Genomic DNA, 18,796 nt, shown 5'->3' on the forward strand with positions numbered 1-18,796 from the left:
TCAGGGGAGACAGGCACTCAGTTGCGCCGCAAACGCCATTTGCGCGGCAACTCGGGGAAGACAGGCACTCAGTTGCGCCGCAAACACCATTTGCGCGGCAACTCAGGGGAGACAGGCACTCAGTTGCGCCGCAAACGCCATTTGCGCGGCAACTTAAAAGAGAAAACACCTAAGTTGCCCTTCAACTAGATGAGTATAAAAAATAGGGGCCGGACCGTCTAAAAAGGCGATTCTTATTCAAGCATCTTGATCCAGCAGCTGGACATTTTGACTGTAGGGACTGCCTTTAAATGTAAGCGACTGAAAATAGACGGTAAAAAGGATAGTTAGGGCTGAAAAAGCCAGGACAAATATAATGCTTGGGATCAAATACTCTAGAGACCAGCTCCCTCTAAGCGCGAGAACAGTTTCCTCCAGGTCAGCTGGATTACCGTAACTGAACCAGACGGAGGCCAGCAAAACAAGCAGATTATAGAGCATATGGAGCAGAATCGGGTAAATTAGATGGCTGAATTTGACGTAGACCAGGCTGCACAGCAAGCCGACCAGCAGCTGAGGCAGAAAAAGTGAACGGACATGGATGGCCATAAATGCGACAGAGCTGAAGACAATGCCTTTGCGTACACCATACATGTCAGCCCATTTATTGAGCAGGTAGCCCCTGAAAAAGATTTCCTCGACCACTGGAGCAATGAGGACGGCAATAACGAAGAGGTAGCCTAAAGAAATGTCCTCAGCAAAGGTGATATCGAGGATGTAGGGGACCAGGCGGTCAAAGAGTCCGGGAAGGAAGGCCAGGACTGTCAGGAGAAAGTAGAAAAAGGAGTAGGCGGTAACGGCTGTCAGCAGGGTGACCAGAAGTACACGCGTCAGATCAGCCCCCATTTTAAAATAAGGGGCCGACAGCCCTTTAACGGCCAGGTTATGCTTTTCCATCTGACTGATTGTTATTTTATACAGGGCAAAGTAAATGAGGCTGTCAGTTATCAGGCTGATCAGGGTGAAATGCTCTCCTCTGAAAGCAAGAGACAGAAACACGCCAATAATTACGATTCCCAGACTGGACAGCAGCATGCGCCAGATTAAGGCCCATAAGGGAGCTTTGGCAAATCGCGGTTCATACTCAGACATAATCCACACACCTTTTCGTTTATTGTCTAAAGCCTAGCACAGTAGCGGGAAAAAGGATAGAAAAACAGAGCCAGCAGGCTATTTATGATAAACTGTGACTAAATGAAGTTTGGAGGCAGTTATGGAACCTATTTTAGAAATTATCGATCTAAGAAAACAGTTTGACGGTACTCCGGTACTGAAAGGCGTCAGCTTCTCAGTGAAACCGGGAGAAATTGTCGGTTATATCGGTCCGAATGGGGCGGGGAAGAGTACGACCGTCAAGATCATTTTGGGCATGCTGAGCAAGGACGCCGGCGAGGTCCGTTTGTTTGGCCAGCCGCTTGACCAGTCGGATGTCGCCTATAAAGCCCGGATCGGCTATGTGCCGGAAAATGCGGAGCTGTACGATACACTGACCGCAAAGGAATATTTGCTCTTTATTGGGGAGCTTTATGGCCTGGAAGAAACAGTCATCATGAGCAAAACAGAGAAAATGATGGAGGCTCTCGGCATCAGGGAAGCGATGAACCGCCGTCTCGCCTCTTTTTCAAAAGGGATGAGGCAGAAAGTGCTTATCATATCGAGTCTACTGCATGATCCGGATATTCTGTTCTGGGACGAGCCCCTAAGTGGTCTGGATGCCAACAGTGTCCAGATTATTAAGGAACTGCTGTGGAAATTAAAGCAGGACGGCAAGACGATTTTTTATTCCTCTCATGTCATGGATACGGTGGAGAAGCTGAGTGACCGGATTCTGATTTTAAATGACGGAGCAGTAGCGGCGGATGGAACCTTTGAAGAACTGAAGCAAGAAGCCGACGGTACACTGGAGCAGCTGTTCAATACGCTCACTGGCTTTGACCAGCATGCGGCCCTTGCGGAGGACTTCCTGCTGGCAATGAAGGGGGAAGCTCCTCATGATGCGTGACATTTTGAACCTGAAGAAAAACGAACAGACACCCTTTTATCTGAGGCTGATTGATTTATTGTCCTTCATTTACACAAAAGCAGGGGTGAACTATTCCCAGATGCGCCTGATTCTGGACGTGAAAATGAAGATGGATGGCCGTAAGGAGGCCGGGCTTGGAGGAATGGAAACCGGCAGCCGGTCAGACAAGGAAAAAAACCAGTTTTTCTCAAGTTTATGGGTTTACAGCCTGGTCAGTCTGTTCCTACTGGTGATTTTTGCCTATGACAACTGGGTCTTCCAATACACGGTCTACTTCAGTTTTCTGTTTGTGATGACCTTTTCGACCATGCTAGCCAATTTTTCCGGCATACTGCTGGATACAAAAGATGCCACGCTGATTGGCACCAAGCCGGTCGACCGCCGAACGCTGGGAGCGGCCAAAGCGACCCATGTGGGCATTTATCTGCTGGCCTTCACCCTGGCTGTCGGAGCACCGGTCATGGTCTTCACCTTTGTCAGAAACGGACTGGTTGCCGGGGTCTTGGTCTTTTTCCTGTCGCTGCTGGCGGCCCTCTGGTGTCTGGGGCTGGCTCTCCTGGTCTATGCAACCGTTCTTAAACGGTTCAGTGGAGAACGGTTGAAAAATATCATCGCCTACAGTCAGATTTCCCTGTCAATCTTTATGATCATCGGCTACTACGCGGTTGCTCAGATCTTTCAGGTGATTGATCCGGAAAACTTGCTGGTGGAGATGAATCTCACACTGGCCCACTCGGTTCTGTTTCCGATGTGGTTTGTGGCGCCTTTTGGCCTGCTTCAGGAAGGCTGGTCACTCACTTATGCCATCTACACGGGCCTGCTCCTGGTGGGCAGCGGGCTGCTGTTTGTTCTGTACAACTGGAGCACGGATAAAATCGAAAGCAATCTCCAGAAAATGGACAGTTCCGATGAAAACATCAGCAGCCGATCGATGCTGGAGAGGCTGTCGGGGCAACTGGTCTGCTTTGACCCGCTGGAACGGGCCTATTATCATTTCGGCTGGCAGCTGACCAAGACGGAACGGGAATTCAAGACCCGGCTGTATCCGTCAATTGCCAGCTCCCTGGTTTTTCCTTTAGTCATGACCTACAACAATCTGACAGCCATCGAACCGGGTATGGATCCGGGGCCGGCGAACTTTCTCTACCTGCCTTACTTCACACTGCTGCTGATCCCGGTACTGGCGGTGTCGATTCAGTTTTCTAAACACTATAAAGGCAGCTGGGTCTTTGAGCTGACGCCCGAACCAGCCCGGGCTCCATTTCTGCGGGCGGTCACGAAAGCTATGCTGATCAAGATTCTCCTGCCGCTTTATGCGGCTCTGGCCCTTGTTGTCTTGTTCTTTACCGGCATAGGCTATCTGGTTCAGATGCTCAACGGTCTGCTGGTGTTCAGTCTGATTTTGTATATAGAGACGAAGCGTTCAGTCAAAAGCCTACCGTTTTCAAAAAAGTATTCAGCCTCTCAAGCTAACCTTGGCTGTATGGCGACGGTCATCTTTCTGATTCCTGTCTTTATCGTCTCAGTGATCATGATCGTCAGTCAGCTCTTTATTCCCTATGCGCAGTGGGGAATTCTGCTGCTGTTAACGGGCTTGAACATCCGGTGGATGAAAAAAGGATTCAGTAAATAAAAAGCGAAGAGTGAAGGAAAAGGAGAATGATTTCTCCTTTTTTTTCATAGGCAAGTAAGATACAATAAGAGCAATTAGACTACGTTACTCGAGGAGATAAATACAATGGAACGCATTATTTTAACAGGCGACCGCCCGACAGGAAAACTGCACCTAGGGCATTATGTTGGCTCGCTGCAAAACCGTGTCAAACTGCAGAACGAAGGCGGCAACAAGATGTTCATCATGATCGCCGACCAGCAGGCGCTGACAGACAATGCCAAAACACCTGAAAAAGTACAGCAGAGTGTGGTGGAAGTGGCACTCGATTACCTAGCAGTCGGCTTGGATCCTGAACAAACGACGATTTTTATCCAGTCTCAGATCCCTCAGCTTCCTGAACTGACGCTGTATTACCTGAACCTGGTCACCGTAGCCCGGCTGCAGCGAAATCCGACAGTGAAATCCGAGATCCAAGAAAAAGGCTTTAATGAAAGTATCCCAGCAGGATTCTTCATGTATCCGGTCAGTCAAGTCGCCGACATTACAGCGTTCAAAGCGACACACGTTCCGGTTGGAGATGACCAGCAGCCGATGATCGAGCAGACCCGTGAAGTGGCGCGCGACTTTAACCGGACTTACCAGCAGGATGTGCTGGTAGAGCCGGATATTATCCTGCCCCCTAAAGGCCAAGGCCGACTGGTCGGTATCGACGGTAAAGGCAAGATGAGCAAGTCGCTGAACAACGGTATTTACTTGTCGGACAGTGCTGATGAAATTCAAAAAAAGGTTATGAGCATGTATACCGACCCGAATCATATCCGTGTGGAAGATCCGGGACAGGTCGAGGGCAACGTCGTCTTCACGTATCTGGATGTTTTTGACGACGACAAAGAAAAAGTACAGGAACTGAAGGATCACTACCGTGCAGGCGGGCTGGGAGATGTCAAAATCAAGCGCTACTTGAATGAGGTCCTCCAGGCTAAACTCAAGCCCATCCGTGAACGCCGGGAAGCTTTTGCGGAAGACAAGGATGCTGTCATGGCCATGCTTCAAGCCGGCAGCCTGAAAGCCGAAAAAGTGGCTGCGCAAACCCTTGACGAAGTCAAAGATGCCATGGGGATCAACTATTTCAAGTAAAACAGACAGGACGACACTACGAGCAGAGAAGTGATGACAATGATTGAATTGAAAGCTGTAGACAAAAGCAATTACCTGACAGTGGTGGACCTTAAAGTCCATTCCGAACAGGCTGATTTTGTGGCTCCCAATACTCTGTCACTCCTGGAAGCCAGCTTTGAAGAAGAAAAGTATCCCTTTGCCATCTATGCAGAGGGGACGCTAGTGGGCTTTCTGATGTGCAGCTATTATCCTGCCGATGATGCCTATCCGATCGATTCCTGGTGGATTGAACGCTTCATGATTGATAAAGACCATCAGGGCAAAGGATGGGGAAAGAAAGCCCTGGCTCTATTTCTAAAAGAATTCAAGCCTCACCGTCAGGTCAAGGAACTGAGAATCGGGGCCGAACCAGAAAACGACCACGCCATCAAGCTATACGAATCTTTTGGCTTCAAAAAAGAAGGGATGGTAGAAGGCGAGAATGTTTACGTACGGACCTGGTAAAAGAGTTAGTTGAGAAAAAACGTACAATCTGAAACAAGAGTATGTACAGTAGAATAACCGACTAAGTTAAGCCTATAAAATAAAACAAAAAAAGCCTTTTCGATTTGATTCCTTTTTAAGGAACAAAACAGGAAGAGGCTTTTTTCTTTCGAAGAAGCGAGCAGACACAAAGAGGGACTCTTCTAAACGTGTCTTCGCTTTTGTAGCAGAAATGTTAGACAATCAAGAAGGGTTATTGCTTTTGTCTGACCTCGTGTGCAAGTAAAAATCGTGTTAAATATAAATGTAATCGGGACATTGTTTAAATTTTATCCTCCGCCTGGCCACCATGTAGCAGACATTCTTTCTCCATAAGATAATTGAACGGGGCTTACGAAGTTATGCAGCTCAATCAGAGATTGAGGGGTATTCATGTTGTTTCTGAGTGAAAAATATCCAATCTCCTTACTGAGACCTACACAAATCGGGCGACCATTGTGGCCCTCACTCAGTTGCTTTGCATAGTCGAAGAGCAGCTGATGCATCTGGCCATCTGTTTTTACTTCCGGATCAGAGTAAGCAGTGCTCATTAAGTCAATCAGTTGGTTTTGTTCACTTTTATTCACTTCAGTCTTCCCCCTTTCAAAAGAAGTGATACCATCCCAGGCAATAAAAAGACCAAAATCTTAGCACTTTGAATCCATAATTATAGAAGTTTGGTCATTGTCAATTTAGCATAAACAAAAACCAGATTCAAAAAAGCGGTTACCAAAGTCCATTCAAATAAGAAGAACGAATTATTTCAGATACTCTAAGTGGCAGGTAGCTATGTATTAAAAAGCAGCTCACATCAGAGGATCTTTCTGCTCGGGAAAGTAATGAATGACAAAATTCTCCAATACTTTAGGCTGTAGCTTTTTTGACACTTAAAGCCCGTCTTTTGTATAAAGGCCGAAAAGGAAGCGGCCGTTCATAAAAGACGAGCAAAAAATAGGAAGTGTTTAAAATTCAGAGGGTACACATGCTCAGTACCATTCTCGCCGCTGATTACGCGAGCGGGAAAGGAAGGCTTTCAAATCCGCGCTGCTGTCCGGCTCTACTTCATCCCAGGACCGCAGTGCTTTTTTCAGGCTGTTCAACTCCTGCTCGAAAGCGTCGATCGACTCAAGTAAGGCAGTCCGGTTGTAAAGAAACAGCTCACTCCACAAATCCACGTTGATATCGGCAATGCGGGTCAGCTCTTTGAAGCTGTTGCCAGCAAACAGCAACGTATCCTCACTGGCCTGCTCGCTGTTGACTACAGACACTGACAAGGCATGCATCAGCTGACTGACATAGGCAATCTGCTCATCGTGCTTTTCAGGCGTCACACGGGTCAGAGTCTCAAAACCAGCAGAACGGTAGAGGGATTCGATAAGCTGCAGGTTTTCTTCCTTGTTTCTGTCAGTTGGGGTAATCAGAGCATTGGCGCCTTCAAACTTATCAACAGAAGCGCCGCTGATTCCTTTCTTCTCACTGCCTCGCATCGGATGCGCAAAGACAAAATCAGCATCAGGAGGCAAAACGGCATGAACCGATCGGATAATCGACGTTTTGATGCCGGTGACATCTGTCAGAACCACATTTTTCTTAAACAAGTGCCTGTGTTGTTCAATAAATGCAGGCACCTGACTGGGGTACAAAGTCAGCATGATGACATCCGCTTCCGAAAGCAGGTCCTTAGCTGAGGTGCTACCAGTATGGATAATTCCTGCTTCCAGGGCGTAGCTAACCGTGTCTTGATCGGTATCGATACCGATGATCGAGTCATAGCCGGCTTTCATCAAGCGCATGGCAAAGGAGCCGCCGATAGCTCCCAGTCCGACAATAGCAAGTGTCATTTCTTTTTCTCCTTTGATAAGAGGTGTTCCAGGGCCTGGATTCCCAGCAGATAGCCGGTTGAACCGAAGCCCGAGATCTGACCGATGCAGGCCGGAGCAATGACCGATTCTTTCCGGAAGGCTTCTCTGGCATGGACAGCACTCAGGTGTACTTCCACTGTAGGAATTGAGACAGCTTTCAGTGCATCGTGTAGGGCATAGCTGTAGTGGGTATAGGCGGCGGGGTTGATGACGATCCCGTCCACGTGTTCATCCAGTGCTTCCTGAATCTTATCGATCAAAGCTCCTTCAGAATTACTCTGGAAAAAATCATACAGGTGACCATGCTTGATCAGATAGCGCTGGATATCCCGGTTGATAGACTCCAGTGTTTCGGTACCGTATATATCCGGCTCTCTTGTGCCCAGCAGGTTCAGATTAGGGCCATTGATGATCCATATTTTCATCGCTTGTCTCCTTTTCTCAATGTCTCAGGCAGCTGACTAAGGATGAGCTCCAGTGTTTCTTCCAAGGAGCCACTGTTGTCGACTACCAGATCAGCCAGTTCAGCATACAGGTCTTTACGTTTGGCGTAAAGTGCGTACAAACGGTCAACGCCGTCTTTCAGCAAGGGACGGTGTCCCGTGTCGATATCCCGGGCAATCTGTTCAACCGGCCGGTTCAGCCAGATGATAAAGCTGTCCTGTTTCAGCCAGGGGTGATTTTCCTGACGGACAACGGCTCCGCCGCCGGTCGATATCACTTGGCCACTCTGCTGTGCCAGTTCCCGACAGGCTTTGGACTCCAACTCTCTGAAGTGATTTTCACCTTTTTCAAAAAGGACTGGAATCCTTTGCCCGGCCCGTTCTTCGATGTAGGCGTCCATATCGGTAAAGGTCAGGTTCAGCTGCTCGCTAAGGGCCTGTCCAACAGTTGTTTTCCCGCTTCCGGTCAGGCCAATCAGTAGGATATTTGTCATGGTAATCAGGCCCCTTTCCATTGTTCATAGTCTTTGATCAGGCTGTCGGTCAGTTCTTCAGGGAAAGTCTGATCTTCCCATATTTCAGCAGCTCTGACAGCTTGGCCTATAAGCATTTCCAGACCGTTCACGCCGGGCTTGCCCCGTTCTCTGGCTTCTTTTAAAAAGACCGTCTCCATAGGGTTGTAGATCAAATCGATCAGGGCATCAAAGCGGGAGATAACAGCGGGATCGACTGGACATGAGTCAGCATTCGGGTACATGCCGACCGGGGTCGTATTAATTAGGAAATGGCCACTGATTTCCGCTGAATCTTCATAAGTCAGGTAGCGCAGGCGTTCATCTTCCACAGCCTCTTTAACCGAGCGTGAGACGAGAGTAATCGACCGGGCGCCATGATCTTTTAGGTAGGCCACCACCATTTGTGACGACCCACCCGTACCTAAAACAGTCACATCTTTGTCCTGAACGCTCCAGCTGCGGCGCTTGAACAACAGATCAAAGCCGTCATAGTCTGTATTGTAGCCGGTCAATTTTCCATCCTTATTGGCAATCGTATTGACCACGCCCAGCTTCTGGGCTACAGGATCAATCTTGTCCAGAAACGGCATGACTGCCTTTTTATAGGGAATGGTCACATTGGTTCCACTGATGGACAGGATCTTCAGGCTGTTTACCGCCTGGTGCAGCTGGTCTGGAGGAAAGGGGAAAGTCTTATAGGCTGCATTTATTCCCGCCCGCTTGTATATTTCTTTGTGCAGTTGAGGAGAAAGACTATGCGTCAGCTTTTCTCCAAACAGTCCATAAAATTTCATTGGTTCACCTCTTTTTCCAAAAGTATATCCAAACCTAGCGGTCAAAAGCAAATATAAGTTTGTAGAGAAATAGCCTGAACACTGACAGAAAAGCTTATATGAGAGAGGGATGATAAGAACAGGTATTATTTTTAATTTTATCCCTTGACTTTCTTTTTCTGTCTTGCTAATATTGTGATCAACAGTTAGTTGATGGCTGTAAACCAATTGAGGAGTGTTATTAATGAATACCGAATTAAACAACTTGATGACCCCACAATTGAATCGTTATTACTTTAGCTTTTATAGATCAAAATCTATGGAGGCTAGAGCACTTTAAGCTGTCTAACAAACAGTGCCCCATAGATTTCAGGAGAAATCGAATGGGCGCACACCTATAAATGAATCAATAATTTATATATGTGAATTCAACCCAAGCTGCATTCGATTATCCTGTCTTACGCCAAGTAAAACAGATAACGAGTGCAGCTTTTTGCTGTAGCCGTTAGGATTTTAATCCATACGGCTACAGCATCAGAGGAACGAAGCGACTGTGATATCCGACTTTCCCCGTTAGGATTTTCAATCCTTACGGACAACGTAGTGAAGGAGCGGAGTGACTTTAGTTTCTGCTGGCTTTTCGAAAGTTTCCATCTCTGAAGGCAGCTGATGCTCGTGCACAGTAGACTTTCTGAGCTTTCTGCTGGCTTTATTTCTTTCCGGCAGGGACAATACGAGAGGAGTCACTGAAGCTTTCTGATAAAGCCCATTCCTTTATCTATGGGGAAACGATCAGTTAACTGTAAGTTAAAGCAAGAAAGTAACATCAGTGGAGGAGATCAACATGATTATTCATACATTAGGACCAGACAGTACCGACAGTTATGCTGCGGCTCAGTCACTGATCAGCTCAGAGGAGGACGACATCGTTGGTTATCCATCCTTTGACGCGATCATTCATCAGCTCGAGCAGCTCAAGGGCGACTGTGTTCTGTTTCCCGTAGCCTTCCAGAGCGCCAGAAAAGCGTATGGCTGGAAAGAGTTCAACTATGACTACTGGGACAAGGTCGAATTGATGCACGTTTTTTCCAAAAAGACCAAGCCGATGGTTCTGATAGAGAACAGCCGGCGAACAGAAGACCGGGCCATGATTCATCCGGCAACGACCATTTTTCTGGAAAAATACCTAAGCCGGACCCAGGAGACAATCCCGATCACCTTCACTGACAGCAAAGTAAAAGCCTGGACCGCTTTTCAGAAAAAAGGTCTGAAGTATACGATCATCAGCGAGGACGTGTACGAAGAAGAAAAGAACAGTTACTATCAATTAGTCGAGCGCTATGAACCGGAAATGGTCTGGTGCTTATATAAAATAAAACAAAATGAGGAGATGTAATTATGATTATTGTATTAAAACCAGGAACAGGATCGAAAGCCATCAAGGAAATTATTGAAAAAGTTGAAGCACAAGGAGTTCAGACCAGTCATTTCTCAGATATCAAGCGTGATTTTCTTGGAGTGATTGGAGATACGAGCGCACTGGATACTCACAGACTGCAGGCCCGGCCGGAAGTGGAACAGATTGTTCGTGTGGAGGAACCTTACAAGCGTGCCAACCGTAAATTCCATCCGGAAAACTCAATCGTTCAAGTTGGACAGGAAAGCATTGGCGGCGATCAGCTGGGAATTATTGCGGGCCCATGTTCAGTGGAAAGTGAAGAGCAGATTGTGAATGTGGCCAAGCGAATTAAGAAAGCCGGGGCAAACTTCCTCAGAGGGGGAGCGTTCAAACCAAGAACGTCGCCATACAGCTTTCAAGGACTGGAACTGGAAGGCTTGCGCATGCTACAAGCGGCCAAGCAGGAAACTGGCCTGCCCATCGTGACCGAGCTGATGTCTACCAAATGGATTGATGAGTTCGTGGACTCAGTCGACATGATTCAGATCGGTGCCCGTAACATGCAGAACTTCGACTTGCTGAAAGAAGTCGGTAAAACGCAAACGCCGGTCCTCTTGAAACGCGGGCTGTCAGCCACTTACAAAGAATGGTTGATGTCAGCTGAATACATCATGTCTGAAGGTAACGACAATGTTATCCTCTGTGAGCGTGGTATTCGTACCTTTGAGACGGAAACACGCAATACACTGGATATTCAAGCCGTACCGGTCATTAAGAAGCTGTCTCACCTACCAATCATCGTTGACCCAAGTCATGCGGGCGGAATGTCCTACCTGGTGGAAGCGGGAGCTAAATCCGGTATCGTTGCCGGCGCAGACGGCCTGATGATCGAAGTGCACAACGATCCTGAGAATGCATGGAGTGACGGCGAACAGTGCCTGACGCCGGACGAATTCGGCCTGCTGATGGAAAAGGCAGAGAAACTGGCTTCAGTAGAAGGCCGCACCGTGCCTTTAACTGCCAAGTCATCTGTCCAGTAAGGAGCCCGCTCTAGATGAATGAAATCAACGTTGAACTACCGGGAGAAAGCCTGTCCTATCCCATACAAATAGAAAAAGGTCTTTTGAACAGGGTAGGGCAGGAGCTCTCAGCCCTGACAGCTAGCCGACGGGCCGCGATCATCACTGATCAGAATGTCTATCGACATTATGGTGACAAGGTGAAAAGTCAGCTAGCTGCAGAAGGATTTGCCGTTACGCTGATTGTTTTAGAGCCCGGAGAGCAGACTAAGACCTTTGACCGTATGCCGGGTATTTTTTCTGACCTGATTGAAGCCGGACTGACCCGAAGTGATGTGATCATGGCTTTAGGTGGAGGCGTAGTAGGGGATATTGCCGGCTTTGCAGCGGCTTCTTACCTGCGGGGCGTCGACTTTGTCCAGATTCCGACCTCCTTGCTGGCCCAGGTGGACAGCAGTGTCGGCGGCAAAGTCGGAGTTGACCTGCCGGAAGGAAAGAACCTGGTCGGTGCCTTTTATCATCCGAAAAAAGTACTGATCGATCCGTTAGTACTCGAAACGTTGACGGATCATTACTTTGCTGATGGGATGGCTGAAGTAATCAAGTACGGCTGCATCCGGGATGCGGACTTTTTCAAGCAGCTGGCTAGCCTGCATTCAAGAGCAGCAGTAATGGAAGAGATCGAAGACATCATTGCCAGATGCTGTGAAATTAAAAGAGAAGTTGTGGAACTGGACGAAAAAGACAAGGGCCTGCGTATGCTCTTGAATTTTGGTCATACTCTGGGCCATGCCATCGAAGCCTATTATCAGTACGAATCGATTACGCATGGACACGCTGTCGCGATCGGGATGGCCACACTGACCCGGATAGCTGAAAAAGAGAAGCTGAGTGATGCAGGGACAGCAGACAGGATTGCTTCCGTACTCGAGCAGCACCAGCTGCCTTCAGCACTAGAAGAGGGCGAAGTATATAACCACGTTCTCACGTATGTAAAAAAAGATAAGAAGCAGCTGGATAACAAGCTGCATGCAGTTATACTCGAAAAGATTGGAAAGGCCACTATCCATCAGACGGATGTGAGCTTTTTCGAATCGCTGAAAACAGGAGGAAAACCATTGTGACTCAGTTGGAAATTACACCAAGAAAACTGGAAGGATCGGTTTCCGTGCCGCCGTCCAAAAGCCTGGCCCACCGCGCGATTATCTGCGCAGCCCTAGCTGAAGGAACCAGCACGATTTCAAATATTCAGTTTTCAGATGACATTAAAGCAACCATTGCCGGCATGCGGGCCTTCGGAGCAGAGATTATCGAAAGTAAAAGCTCTCTGTCCATCAAAGGAGTTGGCCTGAATGCCAGCAAGCAGGCGGCAGAAGGGGCACCGGCTCAGTCGGTCCGGACCATTGACTGTAATGAATCAGGTTCGACCCTGCGCTTCCTTGTTCCTGTGGCCACTCTTTTTTCCGGTAAAACCCGCTTTACCGGCCAGGGGAAACTGGGTCAGCGGCCGCTGACTCCTTTTCAGGAGCTGTTCAGTCGCCAAGGACTGGATTATGATTTACTGGGAACCGATCCGCTTGACTTGCTAATCAGTGGTCAGCTGAAGCCGGATACGGTAGAATTGAGAGGAGACATCAGCTCCCAGTTCATTACCGGCCTGCTGATGACCCTGCCATTTTTGCCGGGCGATTCTAAAATTACAGTAACGACGCTTCTGGAATCCAAGGGCTACATCGATCTGACATTAGCTGTTTTTGAAGCCTTTGGCCTGAAGATCCTAGTGGAAGACGAGGGGCAGACCTTTGTTATACCAGGCGGTCAGACCATGACTGCGCAGGAATACAGTGTTGAAGGAGACTACTCACAGGCCGCTTTCTTCCTTAGTGCTAATTTGATCGGCAATGATATCGACGTTTTAGGACTCAATCCTGATTCGCTTCAGGGAGACAAGGCTATCGATATGATTCTAGACCGGCTCTTTACTGAATCTGACCGTGAAATAGACGGTTCCCAGTTCCCGGATATCATTCCGATTGCAGCGCTGGCAGCGTCTTTAAGCAAGGGTCGCACGCGTTTCAGAAACCTGGAACGTTTGCGAATAAAGGAAAGTGACCGACTGGAAGCGACACAGACTGAACTGGAAGCGCTGGGAGCAGATATCCAGATCGAAGGCGATGATCTGGTCATCCAGGGCGTTGGTTATCTGAAGGGCGGCGTGACCGTCTGGAGTCATAAGGATCACCGGATCGCAATGATGCTGGGGATCGCGTCGACAAGATGCGAAGAGCCGATCATCATCAGAGATACAGAATGTGTAGCCAAATCGTTTCCGCATTTCTGGAACGAATTCAAGACTTTAGGAGGAGATATTCATGAGCGGCATTTGGGGTAAAAAACTGGAGCTTTCTCTGTTTGGAGAGTCACATGGTGATGCGATAGGGATAACAATTAACGGTCTTCCGCCAGGGCTTGAAATCGATATGGACAAGGTCCAGTTCGAGATGAGCCGCCGGGCACCAGGACGCAGTGATTTAACTACACCAAGAAAAGAAAAGGATCTACCGGAAATTTTAAGTGGTTTTCTGGAGGGCAAGGCAACAGGTGCACCCCTGACGGCCATTATCCGGAACACCAATACCCGTTCCAAAGATTACAGCTTGCTGAAGGATCTTATGCGTCCAGGGCATGCCGACTATCCAGGCCTGATGAGATACAAGGGGCATCATGACTACAGAGGCAGCGGGCATTTTTCCGGCCGTATTACGGCACCCATCGTCTTTGCCGGTGCAATCTGCAAGCAGCTGCTTGAGCAGAAGGGCGTGACCATCGGCTCGCATGTCCAGTCTATAGGGGACATTGAAGATGAACGCTTTGCGGACCAGGACACGGTTACGCGGGAGCAGGTTGAAGCGTTCAGCCAGGAAGAACTGCCGATGTTTAATCCGAGCAGAAGAGAAGACATCCGTCAGCTGATTTTGGATGTCAAGGAAGAAGGCGATTCGGTCGGCGGTGTGGTTGAAACCTTTGTACTGGGGATACCAGCTGGTTACGGGAATCCTTTCTTTGACTCTGTCGAGTCGACTTTGGCCCATCTTGTATTTTCTGTTCCAGCGACAAAAGGTATCGAGTTCGGCATTGGCTTTGACATTACAAAACTTAAAGGGTCTGAAGCCAATGACGAGTACTACTACGATGAAGATGGACAGGTCAAAACCCGTTCCAATAATAATGGGGGGATCATCGGAGGCATCACGTACGGCATGCCGATTGTGTTCCGTACAGCTGTCAAGCCGCCGGCATCTATCAAGAAAAAGCAGCAAACTATCAATGTAAAAGAAGGAAAATCCGCTGAGTTGAGCGTGGAAGGCCGTCATGATCCGTGTATCGTTCCGCGTGTGCTTCCGGTACTGGAAGCTGTCACGGCTATTGGTCTGACCGATCTGATGCTGGGGGCTGGAGAATGAACGAGCTGGAGCAGCACCGAGAAGAAATCGATAAAATCGACCAGCAGCTGACCCGGCTGTTTGAGGAGCGACTTGAAAAAGTGCAGAAGGTCGGTGAGTATAAAAAGGCTCACGACCTGCCGATTTTTGATGCGGACCGTGAAGACGCGGTCATCAGCAAAAATGTCGAACGGCTATCTAATCCGGCTTTCAAGCAGGAAATAGAAGACTTCTACCGTTCTCTGATGGGGATCACAAAAGCGTCGCAGGAAAAACTGATGGATCAGGACAAGGTATAAATTAGGTTTATGATAAGAAAAAAGCAGCACCGGTCAGATCACTGTGACCCGGTGCTGCTTTTTAGATGCTTATATGAAGTTTTTTGAGCGGGCCTATCTATACATAAGGATACTGAATGGCTTCATTCTCGGCTTCTTCAATCGTGACAGCAGTGAAGGCGTCGGCGTTATAAAACATGCGCCGGCAGTCTTCGCTTAAACGAATAACAGTGAACCGTTTCCCGGCTTCTTCATAGCGCTTGGTCAAAGAGCTGATGGCTTCGACGGCTGAATAGTCCGATACTTTGGCGTATTTTAAGTCCAGAACGACACTTTGAGGATCGCTTTCTACATCAAAAATGTCTTTAAAGTTCAGTACAGAGCCAAAGAAAATCGTGCCGTTGATTTTGTAGGTCTTTTCGGTCTCATCTGTCTGTTCCACATTGGCATAGATGACTTTCCCTTTTTCCCAAGCAAAAATCAGAGCAGAGACGATTACACCGACGATAACAGCAGTAGCCAGATCAGCAAAAATCGTAATCACGGAAACAATCAAAATGACCAGAATATCCTGAGCAGGGACTTTCCCTTTGTAGCGCAGGCTTTCCCATTTAAAGGTACTGACAACGACCATGAACATGACACCAACCAGTCCGGCCAGGGGGATAGCATTAATAAAGGCAGAACCGAACATGATAAACAGCATCAAAGAGGAAGCAGCTACCAGTCCGGAGATTCGGCTGCGTCCACCGGATTTGATATTGATGATGGACTGGCCAATCATCGCGTCTCCGCCCATACCTCCGAAAAAGCCGTTGACCAGATTAGCGGTACCCTGGGCAATGATTTCCTTGTTGGTTCGTCCTCGGGTGTTGGTCATTTCATCAATGACCTGCAGTGTCAGTACGGCTTCAGACAAGCCGACCAGTCCGCCGATCAGGGCATAAGGGAAAATGATCTGCAGAGTCTCAAAGGTCAGCGGGACCATTGGGATATGGAAACGTGGCAGTCCACCGCTGATTTCCATGCCGGCAAAATCCTGAACGTTCTGCAGGTGAATACCGAAGCGTCCCAGCACGACGGCAATAATGGTCATGATAATAATGGCAACCAGGCTGGACGGTACAGCTTTAGTCAATTTAGGGAAAAAGTGGATGACAAGCATAGTGAAGGCAACGAAACCAAGCATCAGGGCAAGCTGGGGACCCGGAAGCCAGGTGTTTTGGACAACTTCCGATCCATTTATCGTAGTGACCTGGTTGATCTTAAACAGGTCCCACTGGGAAAGGAAGATGAGTATCGACAGGCCGTTAAGAAAGCCGAGCATGACCGGGTAGGGAATGATCCGGGCGTACTTGCCTAACTTGAGGAGGCCGATGCTGATCTGGATGATTCCCATCAAAACGACGGTGGCAAACAAGTACTCCAGTCCATGGGTGGCTACTAGAGAAGCAATCACCACAGAAATCGCTGCGGTGGATGAACTGATCATGCCGGGTCTGCCGGAAAAAACGGCAGCGACAAAGCCAATTATGACAGCGGTCTGCAGACTCAGTATCGGACTTACTCCCGCTACAAACGCAAAGGCGATCGATTCCGGAATGAGCGCCAGGGCGACAGTCAAGCCGGACAGAAAGTCGTCTTTCAGCAGTTTTCTGTTTTCCTTGAGGAGCTGTAAAGGCCGGGCCCAGCTCCCCGTTTTATCTGTTAGTTGCATATATATTCTCTCCTTTTTCTATGTCCTGTCTTGACAGGACGCACATGGACCAGTCTAGCATAATGTTTAGGGAAAAACGATTTTAAATGTGACAATTATAGGTATTATTGGAAATAACGCTTACATTGAGTAGTTTTGCTGTTCCTGTATGCTATAATGTTCGGATTTGAGCATGGAGAAAAAGTTAAAGGAACGATTTTCGACTAAGCGAAAATCTACGATGTTTCGGTGCATTTTGTCAGAATACTTTCGTCTACTTCATTTAATTAAGCCCTACTCCTAACGATTAGTCTGTTTGCGTTAGGAGTAAGGCATTTTCCATAGGGAAGACATGATGATTAGGGCTAATCGTCATGTCTATTGATTTTATTGGACTCTACTTATCATGAATAGCATCTGATTGTTACAAGTAGACTGCAATTAAACAGAAATTCGTCATGAAAACAGCTAAATTAGTTTTATGTTGCCTTTCCTAGTGACAGGGACTAACATGCTTGAGGAACTATTTTCGCTTGGGCGAAAATATACGACTTGAATGCTCCAATCAATTATACTAGCTGATTCAAAAAACTTACTTCCCGAGAAAAACAGTCGGCTGTGCCTTACTTTGCCCCCGAACGGTTATCATTACTTTACATCCACACGTGAGCAGTTAAACACTTAAAGAGTGAGCTGAAATTATTTAGTGGTACAAAAAAATCGTGTCAGCATGCTCATTAGCACGCACTGACACGATTGACTTTAAAAAGCCGAGTTGACGGGTCTTTATCTGATCTGTCCTTCTCCAAAAACAATATACTTGGATGAAGTTAACTCCGGCAAGCCCATAGGCCCACGGGCATGCAGCTTCTGTGTACTGATACCAATTTCGGCACCGAAGCCGAACTCAAAGCCGTCAGTGAAACGGGTTGAAGCATTTACATAGACAGCTGCCGAATCCACTTCTCTGTGGAAGCGCTGGCTAGCAGAGTAGTCGCTGGTCACGATCGCTTCAGAGTGGCCGGTACTGTACTGGTTGATGTGACTGATGGCTTCGTCAAGAGAAGTTACGACTTTCACAGCCAGGATATAGTCCAGAAACTCTGTTTCCCAGTCTGCTTCCACAGCCGGCACAGAATGAGCTAAAATACTTTGTGCCTTTTCATCCGCGCGTAACTCGACGTTCCAGGAAGCAAGTGCTTTTTCGATGGCCGGCAGATAAGTTTCGGCTACAGCTTCGTGTATCAAAAGCGTCTCAGCCGCATTGCAGACAGAAGGCCGGTCGGTCTTGGCATTGACGATGATGTCCCTGGCCATATCCAGCTGGGCTGACTGGTCGATATAGACATGCACATTCCCGGTTCCGGTCTCGATTACCGGAACAGTCGCCGTTTCAACCACCGCCTTGATCAGGCTGGCACCGCCTCTTGGAATCAGAACATCCAGATAGCGGTTCAGCTGCATCATTTGAGCAGCCGTTTCTCTGGAGGTGTCTTCAAGCAGCTGGATTGAATCGATTGGCAAACGGCTTTTTTCAAGGGCCGATCTCAGTGTCTGAACAATAGCCTTGTTGGAATGGAAGGCTTCCTTTCCGCCTCGAAGGATTACGACATTGCCGGATTTAAAGCAGAGACCGGCGGCATCGGAGGTGACGTTCGGACGGGCCTCGTAAATAATACCAATCACGCCCAGGGGAACGGACTGTCTGCCGATTTTAAGGCCGGCTTCATTGGTCCACATGCTGTCGACTAGGCCGATGGGATCCGGGAGAGAAACGATGTCCTTGAGTCCCTGTGCCATAGCTTCAATGCGCTCGGAACTCAAAGTCAGCCGGTCTAAAAGAGAGTCGCTAATGCCGGCCTGTCTGGCCTGGTCAGTGTCTTTTTTATTTTCCTCTATAATAAAATCAGTGGCCTCAAGTAGCGCATCAGCCATTAGAGCTAGTGCCTCATTTTTTTCACGTGTTGATGCCTGAGCCAGCTGTTTTTCAGCCAGCTTGGCTTTTTGTCCCAGTTCAATCAGTGTATGCATCGTGTTCAGACCTTTCTAT

At 48.1% G+C, this 18,796-nt stretch carries 19 protein-coding genes; 11 read left to right on the forward strand and 8 right to left on the reverse strand.

Annotation, left to right across the window (positions count from 1 at the left end; translation table 11 throughout):
• Nucleotides 1–189 (forward strand): hypothetical protein (locus ADIAL_RS11570; protein WP_231492145.1); only part of this gene is annotated, 189 nt, incomplete at its 5' end.
• Nucleotides 190–237: 48 nt separating this feature from the next.
• Here ADIAL_RS11570 and ADIAL_RS08785 read toward each other — a convergent pair.
• A complete protein-coding gene (locus tag ADIAL_RS08785; RefSeq protein ID WP_034302721.1) occupies nucleotides 238–1,131 on the reverse strand; it encodes a CPBP family intramembrane glutamic endopeptidase in 894 nt (297 codons plus the stop codon).
• A 121-nt stretch (nucleotides 1,132–1,252) separates the two neighbouring features.
• On the opposite strand from ADIAL_RS08785, the gene ADIAL_RS08790 reads away from it, so the two are divergent.
• The 4 genes from ADIAL_RS08790 (at nucleotide 1,253) to ADIAL_RS08805 (ending at nucleotide 5,300) form a co-directional block, all read left to right on the forward strand.
• Nucleotides 1,253–2,041: an ABC transporter ATP-binding protein gene (locus tag ADIAL_RS08790; RefSeq protein ID WP_034302724.1), complete on the forward strand. Its 789-nt coding sequence runs from the start codon at nucleotides 1,253–1,255 to the stop codon at nucleotides 2,039–2,041.
• Nucleotides 2,031–3,695 (forward strand): hypothetical protein, encoded by a 1,665-nt coding sequence (locus ADIAL_RS08795; RefSeq protein ID WP_034302726.1) that lies wholly within the window; start codon nucleotides 2,031–2,033, stop codon nucleotides 3,693–3,695. Before ADIAL_RS08790 ends, ADIAL_RS08795 begins: the two co-directional genes overlap by 11 nt.
• Nucleotides 3,696–3,800: 105 nt before the next feature.
• Nucleotides 3,801–4,814, forward strand: coding sequence for a tryptophan--tRNA ligase (gene trpS, locus ADIAL_RS08800; RefSeq protein WP_034302729.1), 1,014 nt, complete (start codon nucleotides 3,801–3,803; stop codon nucleotides 4,812–4,814).
• Between the two features lie 39 nt (nucleotides 4,815–4,853).
• Nucleotides 4,854–5,300 carry a GNAT family N-acetyltransferase gene (locus tag ADIAL_RS08805; RefSeq protein ID WP_034302731.1) on the forward strand — a complete coding sequence of 149 codons (447 nt, stop codon included), beginning with the start codon at nucleotides 4,854–4,856 and terminating at the stop codon, nucleotides 5,298–5,300.
• Between the two features lie 308 nt (nucleotides 5,301–5,608).
• Here the strand turns inward: ADIAL_RS08805 and ADIAL_RS08810 are convergent, their stop codons facing one another.
• From ADIAL_RS08810 to aroE, 5 genes are all read right to left on the reverse strand, one after another.
• Nucleotides 5,609–5,905 carry a bacteriocin immunity protein gene (locus tag ADIAL_RS08810; protein WP_034302733.1) on the reverse strand — a complete coding sequence of 99 codons (297 nt, stop codon included), beginning with the start codon at nucleotides 5,903–5,905 and terminating at the stop codon, nucleotides 5,609–5,611.
• A gap of 399 nt (nucleotides 5,906–6,304) precedes the next feature.
• Nucleotides 6,305–7,159 (reverse strand): prephenate dehydrogenase, encoded by an 855-nt coding sequence (locus ADIAL_RS08815; RefSeq protein ID WP_034302735.1) that lies wholly within the window; start codon nucleotides 7,157–7,159, stop codon nucleotides 6,305–6,307.
• The gene (gene aroQ / locus ADIAL_RS08820; protein WP_034302737.1) at nucleotides 7,156–7,605 is read right to left on the reverse strand and encodes a type II 3-dehydroquinate dehydratase; all 450 of its coding nucleotides are present in this window, start codon (nucleotides 7,603–7,605) and stop codon (nucleotides 7,156–7,158) included. Before aroQ ends, ADIAL_RS08815 begins: the two co-directional genes overlap by 4 nt.
• Nucleotides 7,602–8,117 carry a shikimate kinase gene (locus ADIAL_RS08825; RefSeq protein ID WP_034302739.1) on the reverse strand — a complete coding sequence of 172 codons (516 nt, stop codon included), beginning with the start codon at nucleotides 8,115–8,117 and terminating at the stop codon, nucleotides 7,602–7,604. Before ADIAL_RS08825 ends, aroQ begins: the two co-directional genes overlap by 4 nt.
• Before the next feature lie 5 nt (nucleotides 8,118–8,122).
• The gene (gene aroE, locus ADIAL_RS08830; protein ID WP_034302741.1) at nucleotides 8,123–8,932 is read right to left on the reverse strand and encodes a shikimate dehydrogenase; all 810 of its coding nucleotides are present in this window, start codon (nucleotides 8,930–8,932) and stop codon (nucleotides 8,123–8,125) included.
• An 823-nt stretch (nucleotides 8,933–9,755) separates the two neighbouring features.
• Between aroE and ADIAL_RS08835 the strand changes: the two genes are divergently transcribed.
• Genes ADIAL_RS08835 through ADIAL_RS08860 form a run of 6 tightly spaced genes read left to right on the forward strand, consistent with a single transcriptional unit; the run spans nucleotide 9,756 to nucleotide 15,071 of the window.
• Nucleotides 9,756–10,307 (forward strand): hypothetical protein, encoded by a 552-nt coding sequence (locus ADIAL_RS08835; protein ID WP_034302743.1) that lies wholly within the window; start codon nucleotides 9,756–9,758, stop codon nucleotides 10,305–10,307.
• Between the two features lie 2 nt (nucleotides 10,308–10,309).
• On the forward strand, nucleotides 10,310–11,350 hold the full coding sequence (aroF, locus tag ADIAL_RS08840) for a 3-deoxy-7-phosphoheptulonate synthase (protein WP_034302746.1): 1,041 nt from the start codon (nucleotides 10,310–10,312) through the stop codon (nucleotides 11,348–11,350).
• 14 nt (nucleotides 11,351–11,364) lie between these two features.
• Complete coding sequence (gene aroB, locus ADIAL_RS08845) at nucleotides 11,365–12,453, forward strand: 3-dehydroquinate synthase (protein ID WP_034302749.1); 1,089 nt, start codon at nucleotides 11,365–11,367, stop codon at nucleotides 12,451–12,453.
• Entirely contained in the window at nucleotides 12,450–13,721 is a 1,272-nt protein-coding gene (gene aroA / locus ADIAL_RS08850) for a 3-phosphoshikimate 1-carboxyvinyltransferase (protein ID WP_034302752.1), read from the forward strand. Before aroB ends, aroA begins: the two co-directional genes overlap by 4 nt.
• Complete coding sequence (aroC, locus tag ADIAL_RS08855) at nucleotides 13,702–14,793, forward strand: chorismate synthase (RefSeq protein ID WP_034302755.1); 1,092 nt, start codon at nucleotides 13,702–13,704, stop codon at nucleotides 14,791–14,793. Before aroA ends, aroC begins: the two co-directional genes overlap by 20 nt.
• Nucleotides 14,790–15,071 carry a chorismate mutase gene (locus tag ADIAL_RS08860; RefSeq protein ID WP_034302757.1) on the forward strand — a complete coding sequence of 94 codons (282 nt, stop codon included), beginning with the start codon at nucleotides 14,790–14,792 and terminating at the stop codon, nucleotides 15,069–15,071. The genes aroC and ADIAL_RS08860 overlap by 4 nt, the downstream gene beginning before the upstream one ends.
• Nucleotides 15,072–15,168: 97 nt before the next feature.
• Here ADIAL_RS08860 and ADIAL_RS08865 read toward each other — a convergent pair whose 3' ends face one another.
• Both ADIAL_RS08865 and ADIAL_RS08870 read right to left on the reverse strand, forming a co-directional pair.
• The gene (locus ADIAL_RS08865; protein WP_051503837.1) at nucleotides 15,169–16,767 is read right to left on the reverse strand and encodes a SulP family inorganic anion transporter; all 1,599 of its coding nucleotides are present in this window, start codon (nucleotides 16,765–16,767) and stop codon (nucleotides 15,169–15,171) included.
• A 765-nt stretch (nucleotides 16,768–17,532) separates the two neighbouring features.
• Complete coding sequence (locus tag ADIAL_RS08870; protein WP_034302761.1) at nucleotides 17,533–18,777, reverse strand: glutamate-5-semialdehyde dehydrogenase; 1,245 nt, start codon at nucleotides 18,775–18,777, stop codon at nucleotides 17,533–17,535.
• Nucleotides 18,778–18,796: the final 19 nt, after the last annotated feature.

Source organism: Alkalibacterium sp. AK22 (genome assembly GCF_000585255.1).
GTDB lineage: Bacteria > Bacillota > Bacilli > Lactobacillales > Carnobacteriaceae_A > Alkalibacterium.

What these genes read in the sequence shown, in the direction of transcription:
- trpS (WP_034302729.1), top strand. Translation starts at nt 3,801, where the DNA reads ATGGAACGCATTATTTTAACAGGCGACCGCCCGACAGGAAAACTGCAC.
- ADIAL_RS08860 (WP_034302757.1), top strand. Translation starts at nt 14,790, where the DNA reads ATGAACGAGCTGGAGCAGCACCGAGAAGAAATCGATAAAATCGACCAG.
- ADIAL_RS08815 (WP_034302735.1), bottom strand. Translation starts at nt 7,159, where the DNA reads ATGACACTTGCTATTGTCGGACTGGGAGCTATCGGCGGCTCCTTTGCC.
- ADIAL_RS08805 (WP_034302731.1), top strand. Translation starts at nt 4,854, where the DNA reads ATGATTGAATTGAAAGCTGTAGACAAAAGCAATTACCTGACAGTGGTG.
- ADIAL_RS08865 (WP_051503837.1), bottom strand. Translation starts at nt 16,767, where the DNA reads ATGCAACTAACAGATAAAACGGGGAGCTGGGCCCGGCCTTTACAGCTC.
- aroQ (WP_034302737.1), bottom strand. Translation starts at nt 7,605, where the DNA reads ATGAAAATATGGATCATCAATGGCCCTAATCTGAACCTGCTGGGCACA.
- aroC (WP_034302755.1), top strand. Translation starts at nt 13,702, where the DNA reads ATGAGCGGCATTTGGGGTAAAAAACTGGAGCTTTCTCTGTTTGGAGAG.
- ADIAL_RS08825 (WP_034302739.1), bottom strand. Translation starts at nt 8,117, where the DNA reads ATGACAAATATCCTACTGATTGGCCTGACCGGAAGCGGGAAAACAACT.
- ADIAL_RS08795 (WP_034302726.1), top strand. Translation starts at nt 2,031, where the DNA reads ATGATGCGTGACATTTTGAACCTGAAGAAAAACGAACAGACACCCTTT.
- aroE (WP_034302741.1), bottom strand. Translation starts at nt 8,932, where the DNA reads ATGAAATTTTATGGACTGTTTGGAGAAAAGCTGACGCATAGTCTTTCT.
- ADIAL_RS08835 (WP_034302743.1), top strand. Translation starts at nt 9,756, where the DNA reads ATGATTATTCATACATTAGGACCAGACAGTACCGACAGTTATGCTGCG.
- ADIAL_RS08790 (WP_034302724.1), top strand. Translation starts at nt 1,253, where the DNA reads ATGGAACCTATTTTAGAAATTATCGATCTAAGAAAACAGTTTGACGGT.
- ADIAL_RS08785 (WP_034302721.1), bottom strand. Translation starts at nt 1,131, where the DNA reads ATGTCTGAGTATGAACCGCGATTTGCCAAAGCTCCCTTATGGGCCTTA.
- aroB (WP_034302749.1), top strand. Translation starts at nt 11,365, where the DNA reads ATGAATGAAATCAACGTTGAACTACCGGGAGAAAGCCTGTCCTATCCC.
- ADIAL_RS08870 (WP_034302761.1), bottom strand. Translation starts at nt 18,777, where the DNA reads ATGCATACACTGATTGAACTGGGACAAAAAGCCAAGCTGGCTGAAAAA.
- aroF (WP_034302746.1), top strand. Translation starts at nt 10,310, where the DNA reads ATGATTATTGTATTAAAACCAGGAACAGGATCGAAAGCCATCAAGGAA.